General features: G+C 64.5%; 21 protein-coding genes. 8 read left to right on the forward strand and 13 right to left on the reverse strand.

The window, feature by feature from the left end; all coding sequences use genetic code 11:
• Positions 1–29: 29 nt before the first annotated feature.
• The 3 genes from ACTEK7_RS29580 to ACTEK7_RS29590 all read right to left on the reverse strand — a co-directional run bounded on the left by ACTEK7_RS29580 (position 30) and on the right by ACTEK7_RS29590 (position 3,160).
• Positions 30–974, reverse strand: coding sequence for an ABC transporter substrate-binding protein (locus tag ACTEK7_RS29580; RefSeq protein ID WP_225114631.1), 945 nt, complete (start codon positions 972–974; stop codon positions 30–32).
• A 105-nt stretch (positions 975–1,079) separates the two neighbouring features.
• On the reverse strand, positions 1,080–1,805 hold the full coding sequence (gene hutC, locus ACTEK7_RS29585; RefSeq protein WP_036041972.1) for a histidine utilization repressor: 726 nt from the start codon (positions 1,803–1,805) through the stop codon (positions 1,080–1,082).
• On the reverse strand, positions 1,802–3,160 hold the full coding sequence (locus tag ACTEK7_RS29590) for a formimidoylglutamate deiminase (protein ID WP_225148530.1): 1,359 nt from the start codon (positions 3,158–3,160) through the stop codon (positions 1,802–1,804). The genes hutC and ACTEK7_RS29590 overlap by 4 nt, the downstream gene beginning before the upstream one ends.
• Before the next feature lie 87 nt (positions 3,161–3,247).
• Between ACTEK7_RS29590 and hutI the strand changes: the two genes are divergently transcribed.
• From hutI to hutU, 3 genes are read left to right on the forward strand one after another with little or no spacing between them, the layout of a single operon-like run.
• Complete coding sequence (gene hutI, locus ACTEK7_RS29595; RefSeq protein ID WP_225148529.1) at positions 3,248–4,462, forward strand: imidazolonepropionase; 1,215 nt, start codon at positions 3,248–3,250, stop codon at positions 4,460–4,462.
• Positions 4,459–6,018: a histidine ammonia-lyase gene (gene hutH, locus ACTEK7_RS29600; RefSeq protein ID WP_225148528.1), complete on the forward strand. Its 1,560-nt coding sequence runs from the start codon at positions 4,459–4,461 to the stop codon at positions 6,016–6,018. The genes hutI and hutH overlap by 4 nt, the downstream gene beginning before the upstream one ends.
• Before the next feature lie 10 nt (positions 6,019–6,028).
• The gene (hutU, locus tag ACTEK7_RS29605; protein ID WP_225148527.1) at positions 6,029–7,699 is read left to right on the forward strand and encodes a urocanate hydratase; all 1,671 of its coding nucleotides are present in this window, start codon (positions 6,029–6,031) and stop codon (positions 7,697–7,699) included.
• 89 nt (positions 7,700–7,788) lie between these two features.
• On the opposite strand, the gene ACTEK7_RS29610 is transcribed toward hutU, so the two are convergent.
• Positions 7,789–9,798, reverse strand: coding sequence for a putative bifunctional diguanylate cyclase/phosphodiesterase (locus tag ACTEK7_RS29610; RefSeq protein WP_225133234.1), 2,010 nt, complete (start codon positions 9,796–9,798; stop codon positions 7,789–7,791).
• Between the two features lie 268 nt (positions 9,799–10,066).
• Positions 10,067–11,200, reverse strand: a complete 1,134-nt coding sequence (locus tag ACTEK7_RS29615) for a hypothetical protein (protein WP_225133233.1) — start codon at positions 11,198–11,200, stop codon at positions 10,067–10,069.
• 457 nt (positions 11,201–11,657) lie between these two features.
• Here ACTEK7_RS29615 and ACTEK7_RS29620 point away from each other — a divergent pair, with 457 nt between their 5' ends.
• The gene (locus ACTEK7_RS29620; RefSeq protein WP_225133404.1) at positions 11,658–12,467 is read left to right on the forward strand and encodes an ABC transporter substrate-binding protein; all 810 of its coding nucleotides are present in this window, start codon (positions 11,658–11,660) and stop codon (positions 12,465–12,467) included.
• On the opposite strand, the gene ACTEK7_RS29625 is transcribed toward ACTEK7_RS29620, so the two are convergent.
• Positions 12,441–13,139 carry an ABC transporter permease gene (locus tag ACTEK7_RS29625; protein ID WP_036007971.1) on the reverse strand — a complete coding sequence of 233 codons (699 nt, stop codon included), beginning with the start codon at positions 13,137–13,139 and terminating at the stop codon, positions 12,441–12,443. The two genes, ACTEK7_RS29620 and ACTEK7_RS29625, sit on opposite strands and share 27 nt — an antisense overlap.
• A gap of 316 nt (positions 13,140–13,455) precedes the next feature.
• Here ACTEK7_RS29625 and ACTEK7_RS29630 point away from each other — a divergent pair, with 316 nt between their 5' ends.
• The 4 genes from ACTEK7_RS29630 (at position 13,456) to ACTEK7_RS29645 (ending at position 17,669) form a co-directional block, all read left to right on the forward strand.
• Positions 13,456–14,307 carry a 3-hydroxybutyryl-CoA dehydrogenase gene (locus tag ACTEK7_RS29630; RefSeq protein ID WP_225142972.1) on the forward strand — a complete coding sequence of 284 codons (852 nt, stop codon included), beginning with the start codon at positions 13,456–13,458 and terminating at the stop codon, positions 14,305–14,307.
• Positions 14,308–14,445: 138 nt separating this feature from the next.
• Positions 14,446–14,910 carry a group III truncated hemoglobin gene (locus tag ACTEK7_RS29635; protein WP_036029348.1) on the forward strand — a complete coding sequence of 155 codons (465 nt, stop codon included), beginning with the start codon at positions 14,446–14,448 and terminating at the stop codon, positions 14,908–14,910.
• Between the two features lie 237 nt (positions 14,911–15,147).
• A complete protein-coding gene (locus tag ACTEK7_RS29640; RefSeq protein WP_036007969.1) occupies positions 15,148–15,801 on the forward strand; it encodes a QcrA and Rieske domain-containing protein in 654 nt (217 codons plus the stop codon).
• A 143-nt stretch (positions 15,802–15,944) separates the two neighbouring features.
• Positions 15,945–17,669 (forward strand): methanol/ethanol family PQQ-dependent dehydrogenase, encoded by a 1,725-nt coding sequence (locus tag ACTEK7_RS29645; RefSeq protein WP_225148573.1) that lies wholly within the window; start codon positions 15,945–15,947, stop codon positions 17,667–17,669.
• 94 nt (positions 17,670–17,763) lie between these two features.
• On the opposite strand, the gene ACTEK7_RS29650 is transcribed toward ACTEK7_RS29645, so the two are convergent.
• The 7 genes from ACTEK7_RS29650 to xoxF5 form a co-directional block, all read right to left on the reverse strand.
• Positions 17,764–18,021 (reverse strand): hypothetical protein, encoded by a 258-nt coding sequence (locus ACTEK7_RS29650; protein WP_036007962.1) that lies wholly within the window; start codon positions 18,019–18,021, stop codon positions 17,764–17,766.
• 72 nt (positions 18,022–18,093) lie between these two features.
• A complete protein-coding gene (locus tag ACTEK7_RS29655) occupies positions 18,094–20,406 on the reverse strand; it encodes a xanthine dehydrogenase family protein molybdopterin-binding subunit (protein ID WP_036029355.1) in 2,313 nt (770 codons plus the stop codon).
• Position 20,407: 1 nt separating this feature from the next.
• The gene (locus ACTEK7_RS29660) at positions 20,408–20,860 is read right to left on the reverse strand and encodes a (2Fe-2S)-binding protein (RefSeq protein ID WP_024342565.1); all 453 of its coding nucleotides are present in this window, start codon (positions 20,858–20,860) and stop codon (positions 20,408–20,410) included.
• A 648-nt stretch (positions 20,861–21,508) separates the two neighbouring features.
• Positions 21,509–22,072 (reverse strand): S-(hydroxymethyl)glutathione synthase, encoded by a 564-nt coding sequence (gfa, locus tag ACTEK7_RS29665; protein ID WP_036007953.1) that lies wholly within the window; start codon positions 22,070–22,072, stop codon positions 21,509–21,511.
• A 31-nt stretch (positions 22,073–22,103) separates the two neighbouring features.
• Positions 22,104–23,213, reverse strand: coding sequence for an S-(hydroxymethyl)glutathione dehydrogenase/class III alcohol dehydrogenase (locus ACTEK7_RS29670; protein WP_027574628.1), 1,110 nt, complete (start codon positions 23,211–23,213; stop codon positions 22,104–22,106).
• A gap of 60 nt (positions 23,214–23,273) precedes the next feature.
• A complete protein-coding gene (locus tag ACTEK7_RS29675) occupies positions 23,274–23,765 on the reverse strand; it encodes a c-type cytochrome, methanol metabolism-related (RefSeq protein ID WP_036007993.1) in 492 nt (163 codons plus the stop codon).
• 113 nt (positions 23,766–23,878) lie between these two features.
• The gene (gene xoxF5, locus ACTEK7_RS29680; RefSeq protein ID WP_036029357.1) at positions 23,879–25,684 is read right to left on the reverse strand and encodes a lanthanide-dependent methanol dehydrogenase XoxF5; all 1,806 of its coding nucleotides are present in this window, start codon (positions 25,682–25,684) and stop codon (positions 23,879–23,881) included.
• Positions 25,685–25,874 lie beyond the last annotated feature (190 nt).

Genomic DNA, 25,874 nt, shown 5'->3' on the forward strand with positions numbered 1-25,874 from the left:
TTGAGGCGGAACCGGCAGCTTGGAGAACGTTACTTGATGAAGCTCGCGTCGTAGAGGTCCTCGACCTTTGGCACGGCCTTGATGATACCGATCTCGAGCAGGAGCTCGGCGGCCTCCTTGTTAAAGGTCAGGAAGTCGCCGGCGAAGAACTTCTGGTTCGCCGCCTTGTCCTGCCAGCGCAGGTATTTCGCCGAGTTGCCGAACTGCTCGGCCGTCTGCTTCACGTCGGCGCCCATGATCTCGTAGGACTTGGCCTGGTCCTTGGCGATCATCTCGAGCGCCTCGAAATAGCTGTCGGCGAGCGCCTTGGCGGCCTTGGGATTGTCGGTGAGGAACTTCGGCGTGCAGCCGAACGTGTCCATGACCATCGGATAGTCCAGCGTGGTCGCGATGATCTTGCCCTTGTCCGGCGCGGCACGCACGGTCGACAAGTATGGCTCATAAGTCATCGCTGCATCGTTCTGGCCGGAGACGAAGGCCTGCGCGGCCGCCGCCGGCTCGAGGTTCACCACGGTCACGTCCTTCGTGGTGAGGCCGTTCTTCTTCAGCATCCAGGCCAGCGCGAAATAAGGCGAGGTGCCCGGCGCGGAGGCGGCGACGGTCTTGCCCTTCAGGTCCTTGATCGCGGCGATGTCGTTGCGCACGGCCATGCCGTCGGCGCCATAGCTCTTGTCGAGCTGGAATATCTGCTTGGTCGCGACGCCGTTGGCGTTCCAGGAGATCCAGGTCTCGACCGTCGTCGCCGCGCACTGGATGTCGCCGGAGGCGATGGCGAGATGGCGGTCCTTCTGCGGGATCTTCTTGATGGTGACGTCGAGGCCGTTTTTCTTGAAGATGCCGGCCTCTTTCGCCAGCGTCAGCGGCGCGAAGCCGGTCCATCCGGAAATGCCGATGCCGACCTTGACGTCCTGGGCGAGCGCCGGAGTGGAGGCCGCGAGAGCAATGATTGTCGCAAATACTGTCGAATTACGCATGATTATCGTCCTCTTGCCGATCGATGGTTTGACGTCCTGTTGATCTCTGCCGGCCCATATGGGCGGTTCCGCGAAGCGTTGCACGATTTGTGCCGACATGTCCTCTCAGCCTCCCTTGAATCGCGCGACAAGGCGGTGAGAGTCACCGGGATAGAGCAGGCGCACGGCGGTGATCGTGCGTGCGCTGCGCCAGGTGTAGCGGTCGATCACGAGACAGGGGGCGCCGACGGCGATCGCGAGCGCTTCCGCCGCGCGGTCGTCCGCAACGATGGCGCTGATCGTGTGCTCGGCCTCGGTCCATGGGACATGGTGAAGCAGCCAGGAGCCGGGCGGCTCGCGGGAGAAATCCGCGGTCGCGGCGTCAGGAACGGACGAGAGATCGATCAGCCTGTCCTCGACCGCGAACGGGACCTTGTCGGCGCTGTGCCGGCAGGTGATCGCGACCACCTTGCCGGCCTTCTTCACGCCGAGCCGGTCGCGATCGGCGGCCGTCGCCGCGCGCAGCTTGCGGCCGATCAGCTCGTAGCCGTAACTGCGGCCAAGCGCGGTGATCTCGGCGCGGATGTCGGCGATCTTGAGCACCGCCGACTGATGCTGCGGCCGGCGCACGAACGAGCCGGCGCGCCGCCGCCGCTCGATCAGATCGGCCTGCGCCAGCTCAGACAGTGCCTTGTTCACGGTCATGCGCGAGCAGCCGTAGCGCGCGACCAGCTCGTGCTCGAAGGGAATGCGATGGCCGGGCGGCCATTCGCCGGTGAGGATGCGCTGCTCGATGTCGGCGCGGATGCGCTTGTAGAGCGTCGGCTTGTCGGCATCGGTGACGAGGCTCATGCGACGAGCCTCCGCATCGATGCGTTGAAGCGTTCGCGTGCGGCTTGGCGCAATCCATGCTGACCGCCTTCGACCACCTTGTTGCCCCCGGCCCAGACGCAATCGATGGCGGCGCCGCCGGCAGAAAAAATCCAGCCGTCGATGACGGCATCCTGCGCGCGTCCCGCCAGCGATGGATGCGCCGTGTCGAGCGTGATGATGTCGGCGCGCGCGCCGGGTGTGAGGCCGACCGTCGGCTGCGCCAGCGCCCGCGCGCCGCCGGCGAGCGCCCCGTCGAACAGCGAGCGTCCCGTGGAGCGGCCGGCGCCGCCGGAGAGGACGTTGCGCTGGCGGTGCTTGAGCCGCTGGCCGTATTCGAGCTGGCGCAACTCGTCTGCGGCGCCGATCAACACGTTGGAATCGGTACCGACGCCGAAAAAGCCGCCGGCGTCAACAAACTCCCGCGCCGAGAAAGTGCCGTCGCCGAGGCTCGCCTCCGTGATCGGGCAAAGGCCGGCGACCGCGCCCGTCTTGGCGAAAGCCGTCACTTCCTCACTCGTCATGTGGGTCGCGTGAATGAGGCACCAGCGCCGATCGACAGGCGCGTGCTCCAGCAGCCATTGCACCGGACGCCGGCCCGACCAGGCGAGGCAATCCTCGACCTCCTTCACCTGCTCGGCGGCATGGATGTGCACCGGCCCGCCCTCGGCGAGCGGAAGGATCGCGGCGAGATCGTCCGGCGTGACCGCGCGCAAACTGTGCGGAGCGATGCCGATATTGGCGCCGGGCAAGGCGCTGATCGCCTGGCGCGAGGCCGTGATCAATGCGGCGAACTGATCGACCGAGCAGATGAAGCGGCGCTGCCCGGCATGCGGCGCTGCGCCTCCAAACGAGCCATGCGCATAGAAAGTCGGCAACAACGTCAGCGCAATGCCCGAGGCTTCGGCGGCCTGTGCAATCCGCGTGGCCATCTCGGCCGGGTCAGCGTAGGGCGACCCGTCGCGGTCGTGGTGCAGATAGTGGAATTCGCCGACGCGGGTAAAACCCTGCTCGAGCATCTCGACATAGAGCAGCGTCGCCACAGCCGCGACCTCGTCAGGCGTCATCGCCAGCGCAAAGCGATACATCGTCTCGCGCCAGGTCCAGAACGTGTCGGTGGAATCGCCGCGCAATTCGGCAAGGCCTGCCATGCCGCGCTGGAAGGCGTGGCTGTGCAGGCTCGCAAGTCCGGGAAGCGCGATGGCATGGCGTTCGTCGCCGGCGGACGGCGCCACGCCCGGCGTCACCGCGGCGATCGCGCCGGCGGCGATCACCACCTGCACGTCATTGGCCCAGCCGGAAGGCAGGAGCGCGGAAGCGAAATGCAGTCGGGTCATGATCTACACGCCGGCTGGACAGAACCGTCTTACGATTATATGTCTAGACATATAAGTCAAGCATCCCCAGGGCGAAGGGATACCCGCATGGCAGAGCGCTTCGACCGGATCTGGCACAATGCCCGCCTCGCGACGATGCGGGTCGATCGTCCCGATCTTGGCGAGATCGAGCATGGTCTCATCGCCGCACGCGGCGGTCGCATCGCCTATGCGGGCGCGAAAGCGGATTTTCCCGCCGATGCAGACGCTATCGAGCGGATCGATTGCAAGGGGCACTGGATCACGCCTGGTCTCGTCGACTGCCATACTCATCTTGTCTATGGCGGCAACCGCGCGCATGAATTCGAGCTGCGCCTGAAAGGGGCGAGCTACGAGGAGATCGCGCGCGCCGGCGGTGGCATCGTCTCGACCGTGGCGGCAACGCGCCAGGCGAGCGAAGCCGAGCTCGTCGCAGGCGCGCTGCCGCGGCTCGACGCGCTGACGGCTGAGGGCGCCACTACGGTCGAGATCAAGTCCGGCTACGGCCTCGACACAGAAACCGAGATGCGCCAGCTCGCGGCTGCGCGCAGCCTCGGCCGTGAGCGGCCTGTTACGATCCGCACGTCGTTCTTGGGTGCGCATGCGCTGCCGGTCGAGGCGGGTGGCGACAAGGATAGTTACATCGATCTCGTCTGCAAGGAGATGCTGCCGGCGGTCGCAAAAGCGGGCCTCGCCGATGCCGTCGATGCCTTCATGGAGGGCATCGCATTCTCCGCCGAACAGACTGCGCGGGTGTTCGAAGCGGCGAGGGGACTTGGACTGCCGGTCAAGCTCCATGCCGACCAGCTCTCGAATCTCGGCGGCGCTGCGCTTGCCGCGAAATTCTCGGCGCTCTCAGCCGATCATCTCGAGCACACTGACGAAGCCGGTGCCGCCGCCATGGCGAGGGCCGGCACTGTCGCCGTGCTGCTGCCCGGCGCGTTCTACTTCATTCGCGAGACGCAGAAGCCGCCGGTCGAGACGTTCCGCAAGCACAACGTTCCCATGGCGCTGGCGACCGACTGCAATCCCGGCAGCTCGCCACTGACCTCGCTGCTGCTCGCGATGAACATGGGCGCGACATTGTTCCGGATGAATGTGGCCGAGTGCCTCGCCGGCGTTACCCGTGAAGGCGCGCGGGCGCTCGGCCTGCTGAACGAGATCGGCACACTGGAAACCGGCAAATGGTGCGACCTCGCGATCTGGGAGATCGAGCGGCCGGCCGAGCTGGTCTACCGCATCGGCTTCAATCCGCTGCACAAGCGGGTATGGAGGGGGCAGTGACGGAGCAGGAGACAGCGATCGTCGTCAAGCCGGGAACAGTGAGCCTCGACGATCTCGCGCGCGTGCTCGAAGGTGCTCCCGTCGTGCTCGATCCTTCGTTCTGGCCGCGTGTCGATGCGGCTGCGCTGATCGTTGCGCAGGCCGCGCAGGCCGACGTCCCCGTCTACGGCATCAACACCGGCTTCGGGAAGCTCGCATCGAAGCGCATTCCGCCGGACCGGACCGCGCTGCTTCAGCGCAACCTGATCGTCTCGCATTGCTGCGGCGTCGGCCAGCCGACGCCGGAGCCCATCGTCCGCCTGATGATGGCGCTGAAGATCGTCTCGCTCGGCCGCGGCGCTTCCGGCGTGCGCCGCGTGGTGATCGAGCAGTTGCAGGACATGCTGGCCCGTGGCGTCTATCCGCTGGTGCCGCAGCAGGGCTCGGTCGGCGCCTCCGGCGATCTGGCACCGCTTGCGCATATGACGGCCGTGATGATCGGCCAAGGGCAGGCGATCATCGATGGCAAGACTGTATCCGGCAGCGAGGCACTCGCGGCCGCCGGCCTCACGCCGCTGACCCTTGGGCCCAAGGAAGGCCTCGCGCTGATCAACGGCACGCAATTCTCGACCGCCTACGCGCTATCGGGCGTGCTGCGCGCATATCGCCTCGCCCGCGCCGCACTCGTGACCGGCGCGCTGTCAGTGGATGCGGCGATGGCCTCAACGGCACCGTTCCGCCCCGAAATTCAGGCGCTGCGTGGTCATGCCGGCCAGATCGCGGCGGCCGCGACGCTGACCGCGCTGCTCGACGGCAGCGACATCCGCCTCTCTCACCTGGAAGGCGACGAGCGTGTGCAGGATCCCTATTGCCTGCGCTGCCAGCCACAGGTTGCCGGTGCCGCGCTCGATCTGATCACGCAGGCGGCGCGCACGCTGATCGTGGAGGCCAATGCCGTCACCGACAACCCGCTGGTGCTGGTCGAGACCGGGGAGATCGTCTCCGGCGGCAATTTCCACGCCGAGCCGGTGGCGTTTGCCGCAGATGCCATCGCGCTGGCGCTGTCGGAGATCGGCGCGATCAGCGAGCGGCGCATCGCGACGCTGGTCGACCCCGCGCTCAATTTCGGACTGCCGCCGTTCCTCACGCCAGATCCCGGCATCAATTCCGGTTTCATGATCGCCGAGGTGACGGCGGCCGCGCTCTATGCCGAGAACAAGCAGCGTGCGCTCGCCTGCTCGATCGATTCGACGCCGACCAGCGCCAATCAGGAAGACCATGTCTCGATGGCCGCGCATGCTGCGCGGCGCCTGTCCGACATGGCCGACAATCTCGCCGCCATCCTCGGCATCGAGCTTCTGGTCGCTGCCCAAGGCATCACGCTGCGCGCGCCGCACGCAACCAGTGCGCCGCTGGTCGCCGTCATTGCCGCGTTGCGTGAGCAGGTGCCCGCACTGGGCGCCGATCGCTACATGGCCGGTGATCTGGCCAAGGCCGCTGCATTGATCGAGGCCGATGCGCTTCCAGCTGCTGCGCTCGCCCAGCTTCCCACCGATCCGTTTCCGAGACTCGTCTGAAGAGGCCCGCATGAACCGCCGTCTGGACAATGACCGTACCATCCGCGCTCCCCGCGGCAGCGACATCAGCGCCAAGAGCTGGCTCACGGAAGCGCCGCTGCGCATGCTGATGAACAATCTCGACCCTGACGTTGCGGAACGCCCGAGCGAGCTCGTCGTCTATGGCGGCATCGGCCGCGCCGCGCGCGACTGGGAGAGTTTTGACCGGATCGTTGCGGCCTTGCGCAAGCTCGAAGCCGACCAGACGCTGCTGGTGCAGTCCGGCAAGCCGGTCGGCGTGTTCCGGACCCATGCCGATGCACCACGCGTGCTGATCGCGAATTCCAACATCGTGCCGCATTGGGCGACGCTCGATCATTTCAACGAGCTCGATCGCCAGGGCCTGATGATGTACGGCCAGATGACGGCGGGCTCCTGGATCTATATCGGCAGCCAGGGCATCGTGCAGGGCACCTATGAAACGTTCGTCGAGGTCGGTCGGCGTCATTACGGCGGCAGCCTCGCCGGTAAATGGATTCTCACGGCCGGCTTGGGAGGCATGGGCGGCGCGCAGCCGCTGGCGGCGACCATGGCCGGCGCTTCGATGCTTGCGGTCGAATGCCAGCCGAGCCGCATCGAGATGCGCCTGCGGACCGGCTATCTCGACCGGCAAGCCGCAACGTTTGATGAAGCGCTCGCGATCATGGCGGACGCCGCGAAGACGAACAAGGCGGTCTCGGTCGGCCTGCTCGGCAACGCCGCGGAGATCTTCCCTGAGCTGGTGCGCCGCGGCGTCAAGCCCGACATCGTCACCGACCAGACCAGCGCGCACGATCCCATCAACGGCTACTTGCCGAAGGGCTGGACGCTTGCCGAATGGGAAGCCAAGCGCGCGTCCGATCCGAAGGCAGTGGAGCGCGCCTCGAAGACGTCGATGGTCGAGCATGTCCAGGCCATGCTGGATTTCCATGCCCAGGGCATTCCGACGCTCGACTACGGCAACAACATCCGCCAGATGGCACAGGACATGGGCCTGAAGAACGCCTTCGATTTCCCCGGCTTCGTGCCCGCCTATATCCGCCCCCTGTTCTGTCGCGGCGTCGGGCCATTCCGCTGGGCCGCGCTGTCGGGCGATCCCGAGGACATCTTCAAGACCGATGCCAAGGTCAAGGAGCTGATGCCTGACGACAAGCATCTGCACAATTGGCTCGACATGGCAAAGGCGCGCATCAAATTCCAGGGCCTGCCGGCCCGCATCTGCTGGGTCGGCCTCGGCGATCGCCATCGCCTCGGTCTTGCCTTCAACGAGATGGTGGCGCGTGGCGAATTGAAAGCGCCGATCGTGATCGGCCGCGATCATCTCGACAGCGGCTCGGTGGCGAGCCCCAACCGCGAGACCGAGGCGATGAAGGACGGATCGGATGCGGTGTCCGATTGGCCGCTGCTCAATGCGCTGCTCAATTGCGCCAGCGGAGCGACCTGGGTGTCGCTGCATCATGGCGGCGGCGTCGGCATCGGCTATTCGCAGCACGCGGGCATGGTGATCGTCGCCGACGGCACGCCCGAGGCTGCGAAGCGTATCGAGCGCGTGCTGTGGAACGATCCCGCCACCGGCGTCATGCGGCACGCCGATGCAGGCTACGACATCGCGATCGAGTGCGCGCGCGACAAGGGGCTCGATCTGCCGAGTCTGGCGGAGTAGACGAGGCTTTAGAGCATGATCCGGAAAAGTGCGTAGCGGTTTTCCGAAAAGATTATGCTCAAACAATAACCTAAAGCGCGCATCGCGCTTTAGGCCACGACCTTGGTCCCGGTGCCGTCGAGGCGCCGGCTCTCCTTCGCAAGATGGTCGCCAATCGCATCGGCCGGCATGGGCTTGGCGAAATAGTAGCCCTGGATGAAGTCGCATCCCAGGCGGCGCAAGGTGTCGAGCTGAGCACGCGTCTCGACGCCCTCGACGACGCAGGCGATCTCCATGTCGTCGCAGAGACCGGTGAGCGATTTGATGATCTTGTGGCTGACGGGATTCTCGTTGATGTCGGAAACGAAGCTGCGGTCGACCTTGATCTTGTCGAGCGGCAACCGGTGCACGTGGCTCAACGACGAATAGCCGGTGCCGAAATCGTCCAGCGAAATGCCGCAGCCCATTGCCTTCAGCGTTGCGATCGATTGCTGTGCGCGGACGAAGTCGAAGGTGACGGCGGTCTCGGTGATCTCGAAATCGATCCGGCGCGGCGGCAGCCCGCTCTTCTCGATGATCGAGATCAGCGGCAGGATGCCCTCCGCCGCACAGACATCGTGGGCTGAGAGATTGAACGACAGGCGGATGTGATCGGGCCATGTCCTGGCGATGGCGAGCGCGCGCACCAGCAGCGCCTGCGTCAGCGGCCGGATCAGTCCGATGCGCTCGGCGGCCGGAATGAAATCGGCCGGGGAGACCAAGCCGAGGCGGGCGCTGCGCCAGCGCGCCAGGACCTCGAATCCGGCGGTGTGCTCGCTCATGGCATCGACGATCGGCTGGAACACCAGGTCCATCTCGGTGCTGAAATCGGCGGTGCGCAGCAGATTCTCGATGACTCCGCGACTGCGGATCTCGGCCTCGAGCTCGCTCGAGAAGATCACGGTGCGGCCGCGCAGATGGCGCTTGGCGTGATAAAGTGAATAGTCGGCGCACTCATAGAGTGCTTCCGCGGTCGTTGCCGATTGGGGAAACGAGGCAAAGCCGATCGAGCAGGACAGCCCGGTATGGGCGGTGTCGAGCTGGTAGGGAAGCCTGACCTGGTCGCCAATGCGCTGGCCCAGCCGCAGCAGGTCCGCATCGTCGGGGTCGCCGCAAACGACAAGGCCAAACTCGTCGCCGCCTAATCGGGCGAATTCGACCCGCTGCGGACCAAAGCCCTCGCAGACCTCGCGGATGCGCCGGCCGGCCTCGATCAGGACGCGGTCTCCGACCGAATGGCCGTAATTGTCGTTGATCGGCTTGAAACCGTCGAGATCGATGATGCCGACCGCGATCCGAACTTTCCTGCGTTCGGCATCGGTGAAGGCGCTCGACAGCTCGGCGAAGAAGCGGCGGCGGTTCGGCAGCTCGGTGAGTGAATCGAGATTGGCAAGGCGGAAGTTTTCGTCAGAGAGCGCCTGCGTCGCCGCCTGTTGCGCGAGCAGCGACTTGCGGCTGGCGACGAGATCGGCGAAGTCACGGTAGTAGATGAACAGCACCGTCACCATCGCGGCGGAAACCAGGAGGTTGTTGACCGCGATCGCCTTCAGCGTCGGCTCGCCCGTGGCAAAGAAGAACAGCACATAGGGCACGTCGACGATCAGCGTCACGATCAGCGCCGCCGAGCGCAGATGCATCAGCGAGAAGATGCAGCCGATCACGGTGACCGCCATGTAGAACGCGACCTGGCTCTTGGCGAAGGGATCGCCGTAGGGGTAGAGCGCGAAGGACCAGGCGGTGAAGCCGGCACCGATCGGCAGGGTCAGCCAGTTGGTGGCGCGCAGATTGCGCAGGATGTCGGCATCGCTGCGCACCAGCCGGCGCTGGCGTAGCCACCAGAAGGTCCGCAAGCCCGCGAGCACCGTCAGCACGGCCGGCACGATCATCGTCAGCCAGTCCGGCGCCACGTTCACATAGGTGTAGGCGACCGCAATCGTGTTGCTGATGAGGATGAAGTAGAGCAGCGGGATCTGCTTGGAGAAGGCGTCGAACTGCGCCCGCGTCAGGTCCGGATTGTCGGCGGGAACGCGAAACAATCGCATCGCGGCGGCAAGATGAGATTTCAAATCGGCAATAGGCATTGCAATACGAGCCCCAGATCCCCTGAAAAACGTGGGCAATCTTGCACGGCAGGGGTAAAGGGGCCGTTAGATCAATTCTGGCCCGGGCAGGCCAGCACTGGTTGCGCGCTGCCTTACGATTTTCCGATCGCGTGCATTGGTGAGGTCCCGTTAAGGATATCCGGCCGCAGCGTGCGCACGTCTCAGGCACAGGTCGCCCGAAATCGCTGCAGCTACCGCCTGCTATCGCCCATGCGCGACATCAGCCTAGCACATGGCCACGGTCGGATCAGGCGAGGACGGCCTGGCGCTCGCGCGCCGGTTCGCGGACGCGCTCGCTGGTCCGCGGCTCGGCAAGCTGCGTGAAGCTCCGATGGCTCGCCTGAACCGGTGCCTCGACGATCACGCCCTCACAGACGATCTGTCCGCCGAGCATCCTGAATTCCAGCTTGTCGTAGCGCGGCATTGTCTCGCCGGGTGCCGGGGGCAGCAGCCCGATGCTTCCCTGGATGTTCAGCGCGGCTTCGCCGGTGCCGTGCAGCCGCGGATTCCACATCCTGATTCCGCTCTCCGCCCAGCGCTGCCGGATCAGCGCCGCGCGGTCGGCGGGCTCTGCGGCTCTCGCGCGAACTTTCGGGACGTTGCGGATCTCTGGCGAAGGAGACGCGAGAGCCGGAGCCGGCTCGATATCGGTGACACCGCTCAAGGAGTCGTTAGTCGCCGCAGCGAGCGGAACATCGTTTGTAGGGACTTGCGGGCTTTCGACTACGAGCGCCGGTTCGCTGTCGGCGCTGGCTTCAGAGGCATCAGTCGTGACGCTATCGGCCTCGGCGCGGAGAAGCTCGACTTCTTCGACGGCGACCGGATCGACGGCAGCGGAAACGTCGGGCGAGGAGGCTGCCTCGATGATGACATCAGGGACATCAGTCAAGGCGGTCGCGACCTCCGCTGACGAAATCACAACCTCTTCTACGACGGCGGAGTCGACCTCTGCAGGAATCTCAGCAGGCGATGCATCATCATCAACGATGGCGAGATCAGAGGCTGCAACTGGCTCGCTCTCCGCACCGACCGATGCAGCCAGCACCTCCTCGGAGGCTGGCGGCGTCGCGGGCGCCTCGATTTCCGTCACGGTCTCCGGAGAGGAGTCCCCGCTGATACGGATTTCGTCGGACGGATTCTCCGCGACGACAGACACAGCCGCATCGTTCTCCGCGACCAGAGCCTTGGTGGCGGGGGCAGCGTCGTCGCGCACCGGGGCGGTGCTGATCTCGGCGCTTGGAGCTTGAGCCGGGACCTCGACGTCTTCGATGATGGCGGGCGAAGCGTCCGTGGCGGTCGGCGCGACCTCAATGTTGCCGCTGTGCGGCACAGGCCGGAGTCGGGAAAACGCCCAATTCACCGCAGGGATGCGGCGCAGCAACGATATCAGTCTCGAAAGCACTGGGAGTTGTCCAAGAGGTGCTCGGCGTGAGGCAATCGCTGATTCGTCAGCAATATGAAAACCTGCCCCGGCCGTCACATCCGTGTCAATGTAGGGTGGACCAATTGCAGAACATCCGCGCATCCAGCGCGCATCCGCCCGAGTTACGCAACCCGCACAGCAGCCGATGATGCAATAATACCCCTGTTTTGCCCGACGCCGCAAGCGCGTCTTCGGCAACACCGAAATGCTCAAGCCTTTCAACCCCATCGCTACTGTGCATGGGGTTGTTTTTTCACTTCTTGTTTTGCAGGCGTGCCTAGCCCGCGCCGGCGCGTTTTTTCTGTCAGACGAGGTGCACCGCCCGCATCAACTCTCGTTGCAATCCAAGCTTGGGGTTCCCGTCGTCGCCGCGAGCCGCTATTCAGAACCGTCATTGTCTGGCCGAGGACGTCGCGTGAGGAAGCTTGTCATCATCGGAGCGGTCCTGCTCTACTCCTCCATCGCATCCGCACAGGACCGCACCATCACCGTGGCTTCGACCACCTCGACGGAACAGTCGGGGCTGTTCGGTCATCTGCTGCCGCTGTTCTCGAAGGCCGAAGGCATCGGCGTGAAGGTCGTCGCCGTCGGCACCGGCCAGGCGCTGGACATCGGGCGGCGCGGCGATGCCGACGTGGTGTTCGTCCACGACAGGCCTGCCGAGGACAGGTTCATGTCCGAAGGGCAGGGCGTGAAGCGCTTCGACGTCATGTACAACGACTTCGTCATCATCGGCCCCAAGAGCGATCCGGCGCAGATCTCGGGCAGCAAGGATGCGGCCGAGGCGCTGCGCAAGATTGCGACCGCAAAGGCGCCGTTCATCTCGCGCGGCGACAAGTCCGGCACGCATGCGGCCGAGCTGAGACTATGGAAGGAGGCTGGCGTCGACCTCAGTGCCGGCAAGGACATTTGGTACCGGGAGATCGGCCAGGGCATGGGTCCGGCGCTGAACATGGCCTCGTCGTCGAATGCCTACCTCCTGTCGGACCGCGGCACCTGGCTGTCGTTCAAGAACCGTGGCGAACTCGCCATCCTGACCGAGGGTGACAAGCGGCTCTTCAATCAGTACGGCGTCATGCTGGTCAATCCTGCAAAGCATCCGAACGTGAAGGCAAAGGAGGGACAGGCCTTCGTCGACTGGCTGGTTTCGCCGCAAGGGCAGCAAGCGATCGCCGGGTACAAGGTCGGCGGCGAGCAGCTATTTTTCCCCAACGCGCCCAACTAGGACGAAGGCGACGGTCGAGACCGCGACGCTGAGAGCGAGCAGGATCAGCCCGAGTCCGAGCGCCAGCGGCAGCTCGCCTTTGCTGGTTTCCAGCGCGATCGCCGTCGTCATCGTGCGGGTGAAGCCGCGGATGTTGCCACCGACGATGATGATGGCACCGACTTCCGCAATGGCGCGCCCGAACGCGGCGAGAAAGGCCGTCAGCAACGAGGTCCGGCCGAGCGCGAACAGCAGGGCCATGCTGCGCAGGGCCGACAGCCCGTCGATCCGCGCCAGGTCGCCATACTCCGCCCACAACAGGCTTGCCGGCCGGTGCACCAGCGCCACCACGATCGGCGTCGCCAGCAGCGTCTGCGCGATCACCATGGCGGCCGGCGTGAACAACAAGCCCGCCGCCCCGAACGGGCCGGACCGCGACAGCAAGAGATAGAGCGCGAGCCCGACCACGACCGGCGGAAGCCCGAGCAGGGCATTGGTCAGAATGATGATGATTTGGCGTCCCCGGAAGCGGGTGATCGCAAGCAGGGCTCCAAAGGGGGCGCCGATCAGGAGCGCCAGGATGCTGGCGGTCAGGCTGACCCGCAACGACAGGGCGACGATGCCCAATAGCTCGGTGTCGGCGTCGCCGATCAGCGCAAAGGCGGCACCGATGGATCGTGCGAAATCGTTCATCCGGTCTCGGGCAAGCCCCTGTTCCGCGGTAGCCCCGCGCCGCCCTTCTCGCTGCTGCCGCTGCCATAATCAAGGGGCCAGGGGGTGGGCAACCCCGCCGGAGCCGTTGGAGAAGGGCTCAGGATGATCGATAGACGCGGCCAGGGACCGACAATCGAGGCGCCTGGCGGCCCCGCGGGCGGCTTTCTTCCGGCCTCGGATGCGCTAAGGAACAGGATCGGGTCGCGCCGGCCCAATGGCGGTGCTAGACCCTAATGCAGGAACAATGGAGCCGGGCTGCGACTGGCGCGCCCGCAAGGATGAAGGATGTGACGCAATGATCCAGACCGTTGGCATCATCGGGGCAGGGACCATGGGGAACGGCATCGCGCAGGTCTGCGCGGCCGCCGGCCTCTCGGTCGTAATGGTCGATATTTCCGATGCGGCGGTGAACCGCGGCCTTTCGACCGTCGGCGGAAGCCTCGAGCGGCTGGTCAAAAAAGAGAAGATGTCGGCGGCCGACCGCGATGCGACGCTCAAGCGTATCACCGGCACCACGGACCGGGCGAAGCTGTCGGATTGCGACCTCGTCATCGAGGCCGCGACCGAGAACGAGGAGCTCAAGGTCAAGATCCTGAAGGATCTCTGCGCCACCCTGTCGCCGCGCACGCTGGTCGCGACCAACACCTCCTCGATCTCGATCACCAAGCTCGCCGCCGCGACCGACCGTCCCGACCGCTTCATCGGCATGCACTTCTTCAACCCGGTGCCGGTGATGGCGCTGCTCGAACTCATCCGCGGCCTGCAGACCTCGGACGACACCCATGCCAAGGCGCTGGATTTCGCCAAGCGCGTCGGCAAAGTGGCGATCACGGCCAAGAACAGCCCGGGCTTCGCCGTCAACCGCATCCTGTGTCCGATGATCAACGAGGCGATCTTCGCGCTCCAGGAGGGCATCGCGACGGCAGAAGAGATCGACGCGGGCATGAAGCTCGGCTGCAACCATCCGATCGGGCCGCTCGCACTTGCCGATCTCGTCGGGCTCGACACCATGCTTTCGGTGATGGAGGTCTTTTACAAGGGCTTCAACGATCCTAAATATCGGCCAGCGCCGCTGCTGAAAGAGATGGTCGATGCCGGCCATCTCGGCCGCAAGACCGGGCAGGGCTTTTACACTTATTCCGCCTGACGAAGGCATTGGCGGCGGGCGCCTTAGCGTCCGCCGCCAGATCCCGCAATTTGCGCTGCGACAAAGACGCCGCGTGCGATAGGCCCGACAATGTCGAACGGGCGGCCTGCGGGGATAACGGAACGGATAGCAAAGGACATGTCGGATCGACTGAAGGCCGAGCGGGAAGCTGCGGCCGCGCGCCGGAGCCTGTTGACCCAGGATGCGATCGAGCGAACCGGGATCACCGAGGAGATGATTGGAGAACTCGTCACCCGCTTCTACGGACGCGTGCGCGAGGACGCGCTGTTGGGGCCCGTCTTCGGCGTCGTGCAGAATTGGGACGAGCATCTCGCCAAGCTCAGGGATTTCTGGTCGTCGGTCGTGCTGATGAGCGGCCGCTATCATGGCTCACCGATGCGGGCACACCTGCCGCTCAGCCTGGCCGGCGGCCATTTCGATCGCTGGCTCGACCTGTTCGAGCAGACCGCGCGCGAGGTCTGCCCGCCGGCGGCGGCTGCACTCTTCATCGACAAGGCGCGTCGTATCGCGGACAGCTTTGAGATGGCGTCGGCAACACTTGCGGGCCGCATCGCTTCGCCGCGTCACGTGCTCAGGTCGTGAAGGACACGATGCCTGCGTGGGATTCCGCATCGCATCGTGGCGTCGCAGCAATTCCTCCATCATCGGATCTGATCTGCGAAATCATCATGCCATTCGCGCAACGCGATGTAGAAATCGCGAAAACGCGCTTGAACGCATTTACTCCTACGCAATCAACGCGAGCAAAGCCATATTGATGCACTGCGGCGCCAAGTCTTCGCCTTGTTTTCGGCAGAGTTCCAGCGCCTGCTAGCGGGCATGGCTCGCGCATCGTTCGATACCCATTCATCATCTTCCGAAAATGCTACGGAACCCGACGTCGAAGCGGGCACCGAACAGACACGGCGATCCCTGCTGCTCGGTGCGATGGCCACGACGGCGTGTCTCGGCTGTTCAACCAGGGCCCGCGCAGGTGAGGATCCGCCCGGCTCGGATGAGCGGCCGCAGAAAGGCGATCTGCTCGTCTTCTCCGAAGGTGACCAGGAGGGAAAGCTCATCACTGCGGCTGATCTACGGGTCGGTGGACCGCCGATCCATGCCTGGCCGAAGGACCCCACCACATCGGTGGTGCGCAGCGCCTCGCGGCTCAACGAAATCCTGATCATCAAGCTCGATCCCGCCGACCTCGACGAGAAGACCCGCGCGCGCGCCGTCGACGGCATCATCGCCTATTCGGCGATCTGCTCGCATGCCGGCTGTCCCGTCACCGCCTGGGTGAAGAGCGATGTCGGCGACAAGGAGGTTTTCAAGTGCATGTGCCACAACTCCGAATTCGATCCCCGCGCGGGCGCGCAGGTCGTGTTCGGGCCGGCGCCGCGGCGGCTAGCAGCGCTGCCGCTGGCGCTCGCTGACGGTTCGCTCAGCGTCGCCGGCAATTTCATGGGAAAGGTAGGTGGCACACAGCCAGGATGATGGACGGTTGCGGGCTGGGCCCGCCTCACGACTAGCCGCCACCGCCGAAGGGCGGAAGACGGGACGAACGACAAGAATTCACAACAAGAATTCACAACAAGAATTCAAGCGGATGAAAAAGGGGAACGTCCATGAAAACTTCCATGATCAGGAAGCAATGGTTACTGTCCGGCTTGGTCGCCTTCACGTGTCTTGCCTCAACCGCCGCTCTATCGGGGCCGATCGAGAGTTATTCTCCGGTCACCGCGCAGCGGCTGGAAAACCCCGAGCCCCACAACTGGATGCTTTACCGGCGCACCTATGACGGGCACGGCTATAGCCCGCTCGATCAGATCAACACCTCCAACGTGAAGAACCTCACACCGGTCTGGACCTTTTCCACTGGCGTGGTCGAAGGCCATCAGGCCCCGCCGATCGTCAACAATGGCGTGATGTTCGTGACGACCCCAATGGGCCAGGTGATCGCGCTGAATGCGAAGACCGGCGACGAATACTGGCGCTACAAGCGGCAGCTTCCTGACGATCTGTTCCAGCTGCATCCGACCAACCGCGGCGTCGGTCTGTGGGAGGACAAGCTCTACCTCGCCACCACGGACGACCACGTGGTCGCGCTCGATGCCAAGACCGGCAAGGTGCTGTGGGACACGAAGGTGCAGGACTACAGGAAGGGGCAGTACCTCACCCTGATGCCCTTGATCGTCGACGATAAGGTCATCGTCGGCGGCTCCGGCGGCGAGTTCGGCGTGCGTGGCTATATCGTTGCTTATGATGCCAAGGAGGGCAAAGAGTTGTGGCGGACCTACACCATCCCCGGTGAAGGCGAGCCCGGTCATGACACCTGGCAAGGCGACGACTGGAAGAACGGCGGCGGGTCGGCCTGGATGACAGGCAATTACGACAAGGAGACCAGGACGATCTATTGGGGTGTCGGCAATGCCGCGCCATGGCCCGGCGACTCGCATCCCGGCGACAATCTTTACACAGCATCGGTGCTCGCGCTCGATCCCGACACTGGCAAGATCAAGGCCTATTACCAATACCACCAGAACGATTCCTGGGATTGGGATGAGGTCGATGCGCCGATGCTGATCGATCTGCAGCGCAACGGCCGCACCATCAAGAGCCTGGTCCATCCCGGCCGCGATGCGATCTTCTGGGTGCTGGAGCGGACTCCGACCAAGATCAATTACGTCGCCGGATGGCCGTTCGTCTTCACTGACGTCTGGAAGGGCATCGACGAGACCGGCAAGCCGATCGTGGATCCAGCGCACAAGCCGGTGATCGGCAAGCGCGTCGAGTTCTGTCCCTCGCTGTGGGGCGGCAAGGATTGGCCATCGGCGGCCTACAGCCAGAGGACCGGCCTCGTCTACGTGCCTGCCAACGAGAATTTCTGCGGCGGCTTTACCGGCGAGAAAGTGCCACTCAAGCCGGGCGAGCTCTGGCTCGGCACCAAGCCGGAAGACATCGGCCTGAAGACAAAGCCGGGCGCGGATCATTTTGGCGAGCTCCAGGCCTGGGATCCCGCAACCGGAAAGAAGGTCTGGCAGCACAACTTCCCCAAGTCGCATCTGTTCGGATCGGTCACCGCGACCGCTGGCGATCTCGTCTTCGTCGGCGGGACCAACGACCGCTATTTCCGCGCCTTCCACGCCAAGACGGGCGAACTGCTGTGGGAGCAGAAGACCAACTCCGGCATTGTCGGCATGCCGGTGTCATATGAGATCGACGGCACGCAGTACATCGCGATCCAGTCGGGCTGGGGCGTCGACGCGCAGCGCATCCAGGATGCGCTCGTGACCAACAATATCGGCATCGAAGCCAACGTGCCGCAGGGCGGCGTCGTCTGGGTCTTCGCGCTGAAGAAATAGCTCCGCGGGCGGATCGAAAGAAGCGGAGCAGCGGGGGGTGGCGAATGCGGCGGATGGCAACATCCGCCGCATTTGTTTGCGCAGCGCCAGATAACTACTTCCCCTCGCGCTCGACCTTGTCCTTCTCCTTCTGGTTCATCTCGCGAATCTTGGGATCCGGATTGTGCTGCCCGGTGGTCTGGGTGGCGGAGGCGGGTGGGGCGTTGGCGTTCGGCAGCGAAGTCTGGTCGGGGCCGGTGGGGCGCGTCGCGGTGGTCGGCGGCGTCGTGTTGCTCTGGGCGAATGCGCCCGCGGCGGTCAAAAGAAAGGCGCCCGACAGCGAGACTGCGAGCGCACTTGAGATGTTGGTCATCGATCTGCTCCTGTCAGATCGATGGAAACGGCGCGAGGCGGCTTGTGTTCCGCCTCGCACTTCGGTTCCGTCTCACGCCTCCAATTGCTTGCCGATCGGAAGCGCGCGGATGCGTTTTCCCGTCGCTGCGAAGATCGCGTTGATCAGGGCTGGCGCGAACGGAGGAACGCCGGGCTCGCCGACGCCGCTCGGCGGCGTGTCGGGTCCGGGCGGCACGATGTAAACGTTGGTCACCACAGGCGAGTCGTCCATCCTGACGACCTGGAAGTCGTCAAAATTCTTCTGCTGCACCTTGCCGTCCTTGAAGGTGATCTCGCCGTATTTGGCGAGACTGAGCCCCATGATCGCCGCGCCCTCGATCTGCGAAGCGATGCGCTCGGGGTTGACATAGGTGCCGCAATCGATCGCCGTGTCGACCCGCGGCACCGTCAGCTTGCCCTTGTCGTCGACGGCGACCTCGACGATGGTCGCGATGTAGCTGACGAAGCTGCGGTGCACGGCGATGCCGAGACCGTGGCCCTTCGGCACCTTTCGTCCCCATTCGCCCTTCTCGGCGACCAGCTCGACCACCTTGCGCAGGCGCGCGGTGTCGATCGGATAGCTGTCCTGGGGCTCGCCGTAATTCCAGAGGTCCTTCACGTTGGGCTTGACGATGCGAGGCGAGCCGATCAGCTCGAGCAGCATGTCTTTCTGGTCGCGGCCCGTTGCCTGCGCGATCTCGCCGACCATCGACTGGACGGCGAAGGCGCGCGGGATGTTCGAGACCGCGCGGAACCAGCCGATGCGGGTGAACGCCGCGGCTTCCGGGTTCTCACACGAGATGTTCGCGATCTCGAACGGCATATCGACCAGGCCCATGCCGATCTCGAACGGCGCCTGATGCACCGTACCGGCGGCAAAGGTCGAGGCGATGCTGGGAGCCACGCTGCGGTGGCGCCAGGCGATCACCTTGCCGCTCTTGTCGAGGCCGGCCTCGATCCGCTCGACCGAGACGGTGTGCAGGAAGCCGTTGTGGATGTCGTCCTCCCGCGTCCACTGCACCTTCACCGGCGCGCCGAGCTCCTTCGAGAGCAGCGCGGCTTCGAGCGCAAAGTCGCATTTCGACTTGCGTCCGAACCCGCCGCCGAGCAGCGTCACGTTGACCGTGACGTTGGCCTCGGGAATGCCGAGCGTCTTGGCGACGTCCTCGCGGGTGCCGCCGGGGCTCTGAACCGGCGCCCAGATCTCGGCCTTGTCGCCCTTGACGTCCGCGACCGCCACCGGCGTCTCCATGGCGACATGGGCGAGATGCGGAAGGTAGTATTCGCCGACGATCACCTTGTCGGCGCTCTTCAGGGCAGCGTCCGCATCGCCCTCCTTGCGCAGCACGAGCCCCGGCTTGCGCGAGGCCTCCTCGAGCTCCTTGCGGTAGGCGACGGAGTCGTACTTGCCGTTGGGACCGTCGTCCCAGGTCAGCTTCAGCGCGTCGCGGCCCTTGATCGCCGCGCCTGTGTTGCGCGCGATCACCGCGACGCCGCCGAGCGGCTGGAATTTCGAGGGCCACGGCCAGCCGCGTACCTGCATCACCTTCTCGACACCGGGGACCTTCAGCGCCTCCGCCGGCTCGAACTTGACCAGTTTGCCGCCGGTCACCGGCGGACGGGCGATCACGGCATATTTCATGCCGGGCAGCCGCACGTCGGCGCCGTAGTTCGCCTTGCCGGTGGTGATATCGTGGAGATCGACAATGCCGATCTGGCCCTTGCCGAGATAACGGAAGTTCTTGGGGTCCTTCAGCTTGAGGCCCTCGATGCTGGGCACCGATTCCTTGGCGGCGTCGGCAGCGAGCTCGCCGAAGCCGAGCTTGCGCCCGCTGGCGCTGTGCACGACCTCGTGGTTGACCGCCTTGACCTCGGTCGCCGGCACGCCCCAGCGCTTGGCCGCGGCCTGCTCCAGCATTGTGCGGGCCGAAGCGCCGATCTGGCGCATCGGGATCAGATAATGCCGCGTGCTGCGCGAGCCGTCGGTGTCCTGGTTGCCGAACTTGACCTCGTCGCCATGGGCTTGCTGCACCTTGACCCTGGACCAGTCGGCCTCCATCTCCTCGGCCACGATCAGCGGCAGGCTGGTGCGCACGCCGGTGCCCATTTCCGAACGGTGCCCGACGATGGTGACGATGCCATCTGCGCCCACCGAAACGAACACGCGCGGATCGACCACGACGCCATGCGGCATCTTGCCGGCGCCGGTCTCGTAGGCGAGCGCCTGGCGCGACATCACGGGGGCGGCGAGCACGAAGCCGCCGGTGACGCCGAGCCCCTTCAGGATGCTGCGGCGCGACACCTTCTCGACCTTGATGTGCTTTTCGAAGCCGCGAAGCTTGCGGGGATTGTCGATGAAGTTCATGTCACACTCCCGTCGATGCGAGATGGACGGCGTTCTCGATGCGCTGATAGCAGCCGCAACGGCAGATGTTGCCGGACATCGCCTCGCGGATCTGGTCGTGCGAGGGTTTGGGATTCTCCATCAGAAGCGCCGCGGCCTGCATGATCTGGCCGGCCTGGCAGAAGCCGCATTGGGGCACGTTGACCTGGCGCCACGCCTTCTGCACCGGGTGATCGCCGTTCGGATGCAGCCCTTCGATCGTGGTGACCTCGCGTCCGGCGACGTCGTTGACGGACGTGATGCAGGCGCGCACCGCTTGCTTGTCGACGATGACCGTGCAGGAGCCGCACAGGGCCTGGCCGCAGCCGTATTTGGTGCCGGTGAGACCGGCCTCGTCACGCAGGAACCAGAGTAGCGGGAGATCCGGGTCACCGTCCCAGCTCTGTTCCTGGCCGTTGATCTTCACCTTGATCATGATCGTGCCTCGCTCTTCATAAGCATGCCAAATTCAAAGTCCGCCGACGCCGGTCGGCGACCGCTCGTGCGTCGTCTCGCCACATCCCGCCGTAGTCCCGCGCGGGCAAATCCCGGAGGGAGGCAGGAACGCAGGTAGCGATGTCTGGATGTGCTCGATACCTCCCGTTTTCTTCTTAATTGATTGTACGTCGTGCGGCATCGTGACGGCGCGACCCTAGCAGAGATCGCGCCGACCCGGCGTTCACAGCCGAGTGTTCTCACCGGGAAAAGATTGCATCGACGGTTTGTCAAAAGCAGGGCGCGTCATCCGCCACGTTGCCTATCAAATGGACGCAACGAAAAAAGCTTCGTCCGCCGGCTGCACCGAACGGACGAAGCAGTAGGCCTCAGTCGAGGGAGGGAGAACGCAGAGCACCGCGAACTTCAAGCAGGAAGCGGACGGTCCTGCGCAGTCATTCAGAGACCAGGACTGAGGAGCCGATGGTCCTCACCCACGCGTGGTGCAGAAGCGGCGGCATCGCGCCGCGGTGGTCCCGGCAGCGGGGACCCGTGAGGCTCGCTGGCGGCAACGAACGCCAGCGAGCTGCAGATGGTGTAGCCAAGATCCGGCGGCCGGCCAGTTCAGGCGGGCGTCCAGGCAGTCTTCCTAAGCGGCTTTGGCCTTCGCGACATGGGTCGCGATCGCGTCCATCAGGGGCGGGGACAGGCAGTCATAGGGCTCGAGGCCGATCTCCTTCAGCCGCGAACGGATGCCGGCCATCTGCTCGGGCTTCACACCCGATTCGATCACGGAGGAAACGAAGGCGGCGAATTGCGGCGCCTGCGAGCCCTGCTCCTGGAACAGTTCGGGATGGATGAAGTCGAGGCCGTAGAACGGATGGTTCTTGTTCTCGATCCGGCCGTACATGTGCGTGCCGCAGGCCTTGCAGGCGTAACGCTGGATCACCGCGGAGGGGTCGACGATCTGGAGCTTGTCGCCGTTCTCGAGCACGGTGACGTTCTGTCGCGGCACGACGGCGACGACGGAGAAGGTCGCGCCCTGCGGCTTCCAGCACTTGGTGCAGCCACAGGCGTGATTGTGGGCGACGTCGCCCTTGATGCCGACCTTCACCGGATGGTCGCTGCATTTGCAGGCCAGCGTGCCGCCGGCGAAGCTGCCGCTGCCTTGCTTGATGCCGTTGTCAATCGAGGGATGGAGTGCAACAGTCATGGTCGATCCTCCTTGGTGTGACGTTTTCGAGCTAGAACACGACGACTGAACGGATGGATTTGCCCTCGTGCATGAGATCAAAGCCCTTATTGATCTCCTCGAGCTTGAGCACGTGGGTGATCATCGGATCGATCTGGATCTTTCCGTTCATGTACCAGTCGACGATCTTCGGCACGTCGGTTCGCCCGCGCGCGCCGCCGAAGGCCGTGCCGCGCCAGTTGCGGCCGGTGACGAGCTGGAACGGGCGGGTGGCGATCTCCTTGCCGGCCTCGGCGACGCCGATGATGATCGAGGTGCCCCAGCCGCGATGGCAGGCCTCCAGTGCCTGGCGCATCACGGTGGTGTTGCCGGTGCAGTCGAAGGTGTAGTCGGCGCCGCCGTCGGTGAGGCCGACGAGGTGCTGAACGATGTCGCCGGTGATCTTCTTCGGGTTGACGAAGTCGGTCATGCCGAACCTGCGACCCCATTCCTCCTTGGAATCGTTGATGTCGACGCCGATGATCTTGTCGGCGCCGGCCATCTTGGCACCCTGGATGACGTTGAGGCCGATGCCGCCGAGGCCGAACACGACCACGTTGGAGCCCGGCGTCACCTTGGCGGTGTTGACGACGGCGCCGACGCCGGTGGTGACGCCGCAGCCGATGTAGCAGCTCTTGTCGAACGGCGCGTCCTCGCGGATCTTGGCGACCGCGATCTCGGGCAGCACGGTGAAGTTCGAGAAGGTCGAGCAACCCATGTAGTGGTAGATCGGCTTGCCCTTGTAGGAGAAACGGCTGGTGCCGTCGGGCATCACGCCCTTGCCCTGCGTCGCGCGGATCGCGGTGCAGAGATTGGTTTTCTGGCTGAGGCAGCTTTTGCACTGCCGGCATTCCGGCGTGTAGAGCGGGATGACGTGATCGCCCGGTTTCACCGAGGTCACGCCGGGGCCGATCTCGCGGATGATGCCGGCTCCCTCATGTCCCAGGATCGACGGGAAGATTCCCTCGCTGTCGAAGCCGTCGAGCGTGTAGGCGTCGGTATGGCAGATGCCCGTCGCCTTGATCTCGACCAGGACTTCGCCGGCCTTCGGGCCTTCCAGATCGACCTCGACGATCTCGAGCGGCTTCTTGGCTTCGAAAGCAACGGCGGCACGTGTCTTCATCGGTAGCTCCTCAAATTCTCATCAGGCGCCAAGAAGTAGTCCTGGCAGCCCTCGTAACGTTCATTTCTTGCCCATGCAGGCGTCTTCAGCCTGGGTATAGGCCTCCGTCTTCTCCTCCTTTTTCGCAGGACGCTGCCGGCCCAAGGCGTCGGTGGAGCGCGCGCGGAGATAGACGTAGAGATCGTCCATGTAGCAGGCGACGTTCGGGTTGTCGCCGAAGGCCGGCATGACGTTCTCCTGCGCGGCCGAGATGTTCTTGCGGCCGGAGGCGACCACGCCGAGGAAGTCACCGTAGCTCATCGACTTCACGGAATCCCTCAGCGCCGGCGCGTATGTCGATCCCATGCCGTCGGGGCCGTGACACACGTGACAGTCCGAATGATAGCGGCGGTATCCGGAATAGGTGAACCAGTCCACGGTGCCGTCGGCCGAAATCTTGTAGGTCGGGTTTCCGTCCTTATCGAGCCACTTTCCGTCGTCTTCCTTCTTCACGGCGGTCGGGTCGCCCGGACCCTCTGCGACCGCGCTTCCTCCGGACACAACGAAGATCATCATCACAGCAATGACAGAGCAGATTTGACGCAAGAGATTGTTCCTCGGTCGGCATTCGGTGGAGACGAGCCGGCGCGTGGAGCGATCCACGCGCCGGAGCGATGCTGACGGGTTTAGTTCGGCAGCGAGAACACGGTCAGGGTACCGCCGAGCGCCGTGTAGTTGCTGAGGGCCGCGTAGCCGCCGACCGCACCGAGGCCTGCGGTCGGGTCGGTCAGGCCTGCCGCCAGTCCGATGCCGGCCCAGCCGCCCACGCCGGAGAGAATGGCAATGTATTGCTTGCCATTGTTCTCATAGGTGGTGACGTTGCCGATGATGCCCGAGGGAGTCTTGAACTTGTAGAGCTCCTTGCCGGTCTTGGCGTCGACCGCCTTCAGGTAGCCTTCGAGCGTGCCGTAGAACACCACGCCCCCGGCGGTTGCGAGCGCACCCGACCAGACCGAGAACTGCTCCTTGTTCGACCAGACGATCTTGCCGGTCTTGTTGTCCCAGGCGATGAAGTTGCCCATGTGGCTTTCGCCCTGCGGCGGATACATCGAGAGCGTCGCACCCACATAGGGCTGACCCGCGGTGTAGCTCACCTTGAACGGCTCGTAGTCCATGCAGACGTGGTTGGTCGGAACGTAGAACAGCTGCGTGTCCGGCGAGTAGGCTGCCGGCTGCTGGTCCTTGGTGCCGAGCGCGGCCGGGCAGATGCCCTTTGTGTTCTTGTCCTCTCCGCCGTGCTCGGTCGAGTATTGTGCGACGACCTTGGGACGGCCGTAGGTCGGCGAGTTCTTGTCCATGTCGACGCCGCTGGTCCAGTTCACCTTCGGGTCGTACTTCTCGGCGACCAGCAGTTCGCCGCTCTCGCGGTCCATCGTGTAGGCGAGGCCGTTGCGGTCGAAGTGCGTCAGCAGCTTGCGGTTCTGACCGTTGATCTGCTGATCGCTGAGGATCATTTCGTTGACGCCGTCATAGTCCCATTCGTCGTGGGGCGTCATCTGGTAGACCCACTTCGCCATGCCGGTGTCGGCATCGCGGGCGAAGATCGCCATCGACCATTTGTTGTCGCCGGGACGCTGCTTCGGGTTCCAGGTCGAGGGATTGCCCGACCCGTAATAGACGAGGTTCAGAGCGGGATCGTAGGAGATCCAGCCCCAGGTGCAGCCGCCGCCGATCTTCCACTGATCGCCCTGCCAGCTCTTCAGCGAAGAGTCCGGGCCGACCGGCTTGCCGAGCGACGTCGTCTTCGCCGGATCGACCTTGATCTGATCATCCGGGCCCGTGGAATAGGCGCGCCAGACCTGCTTGCCGGATTTGAGGTCGTATGCGGTGACATGGCACTGCACGCCGAACTCGCCGCCGGAGATGCCGACCAGGACCTTGTCCTTGACGACCAGCGCAGACGACGTGCCGGTCTCGCCCTTCGCGGGATTGCCGTTGGTCGCGGACCAGGCCACTTGGCCGGTCTTGGCGTCGAGCGCAACGAGGTTGGTGTCGGCCTGATGCAGGATGATCTTGCCGTCGCCGTAGGACAGGCCGCGGTTGACGGTGTCGCAGCACATCACGGGTATGACGTTGGGATCTTGCTTCGGCTCGTACTTCCAAACGATCTTGTTCTCTTGCGAAAGGTCAATAGCGTAGACCTTATTCGGGAACGGCGTGTGGACGTACATCATGTTGCCGATGATCAGCGGGCCACCTTCGTGACCACGTAGCACGCCGGTCGAGAAGGTCCAGGCAACTTGGAGTTTCCCGACATTCTGTGCGTTGATCTGGTTCAGCTTCGAATAGCGGGTATTGGCGTAGTCGCCCGCCGGCATCACCCAGTCTTTCGGGTTCTGCGACATCTTGATCAGCTCGTCATTTGCTGAAGCGCTGCCGACGGCGAGAGCCGCCGCCGAACCAAGACAGGTCGCCAGTAGCACCTTGCGCATAGTCATTCCTCCGTTGGTCTCGTTTATTGTTTCCGAAGCATTGCTCAATCACCGGGCTTCTCGTCCGGCGTCTGCTCGTGCAGGGCGGTCGCGTGGGGACCAGAAACGATGCTGTGCTGTTTCCTCCTCCTGATGAGAGCTACGGGTCCACGTGCAGGAGCGGCCCGTTCTTGTTGTTCCTGCCGCAATC

This window comes from Bradyrhizobium sp. JHI2711 (assembly GCF_056156565.1).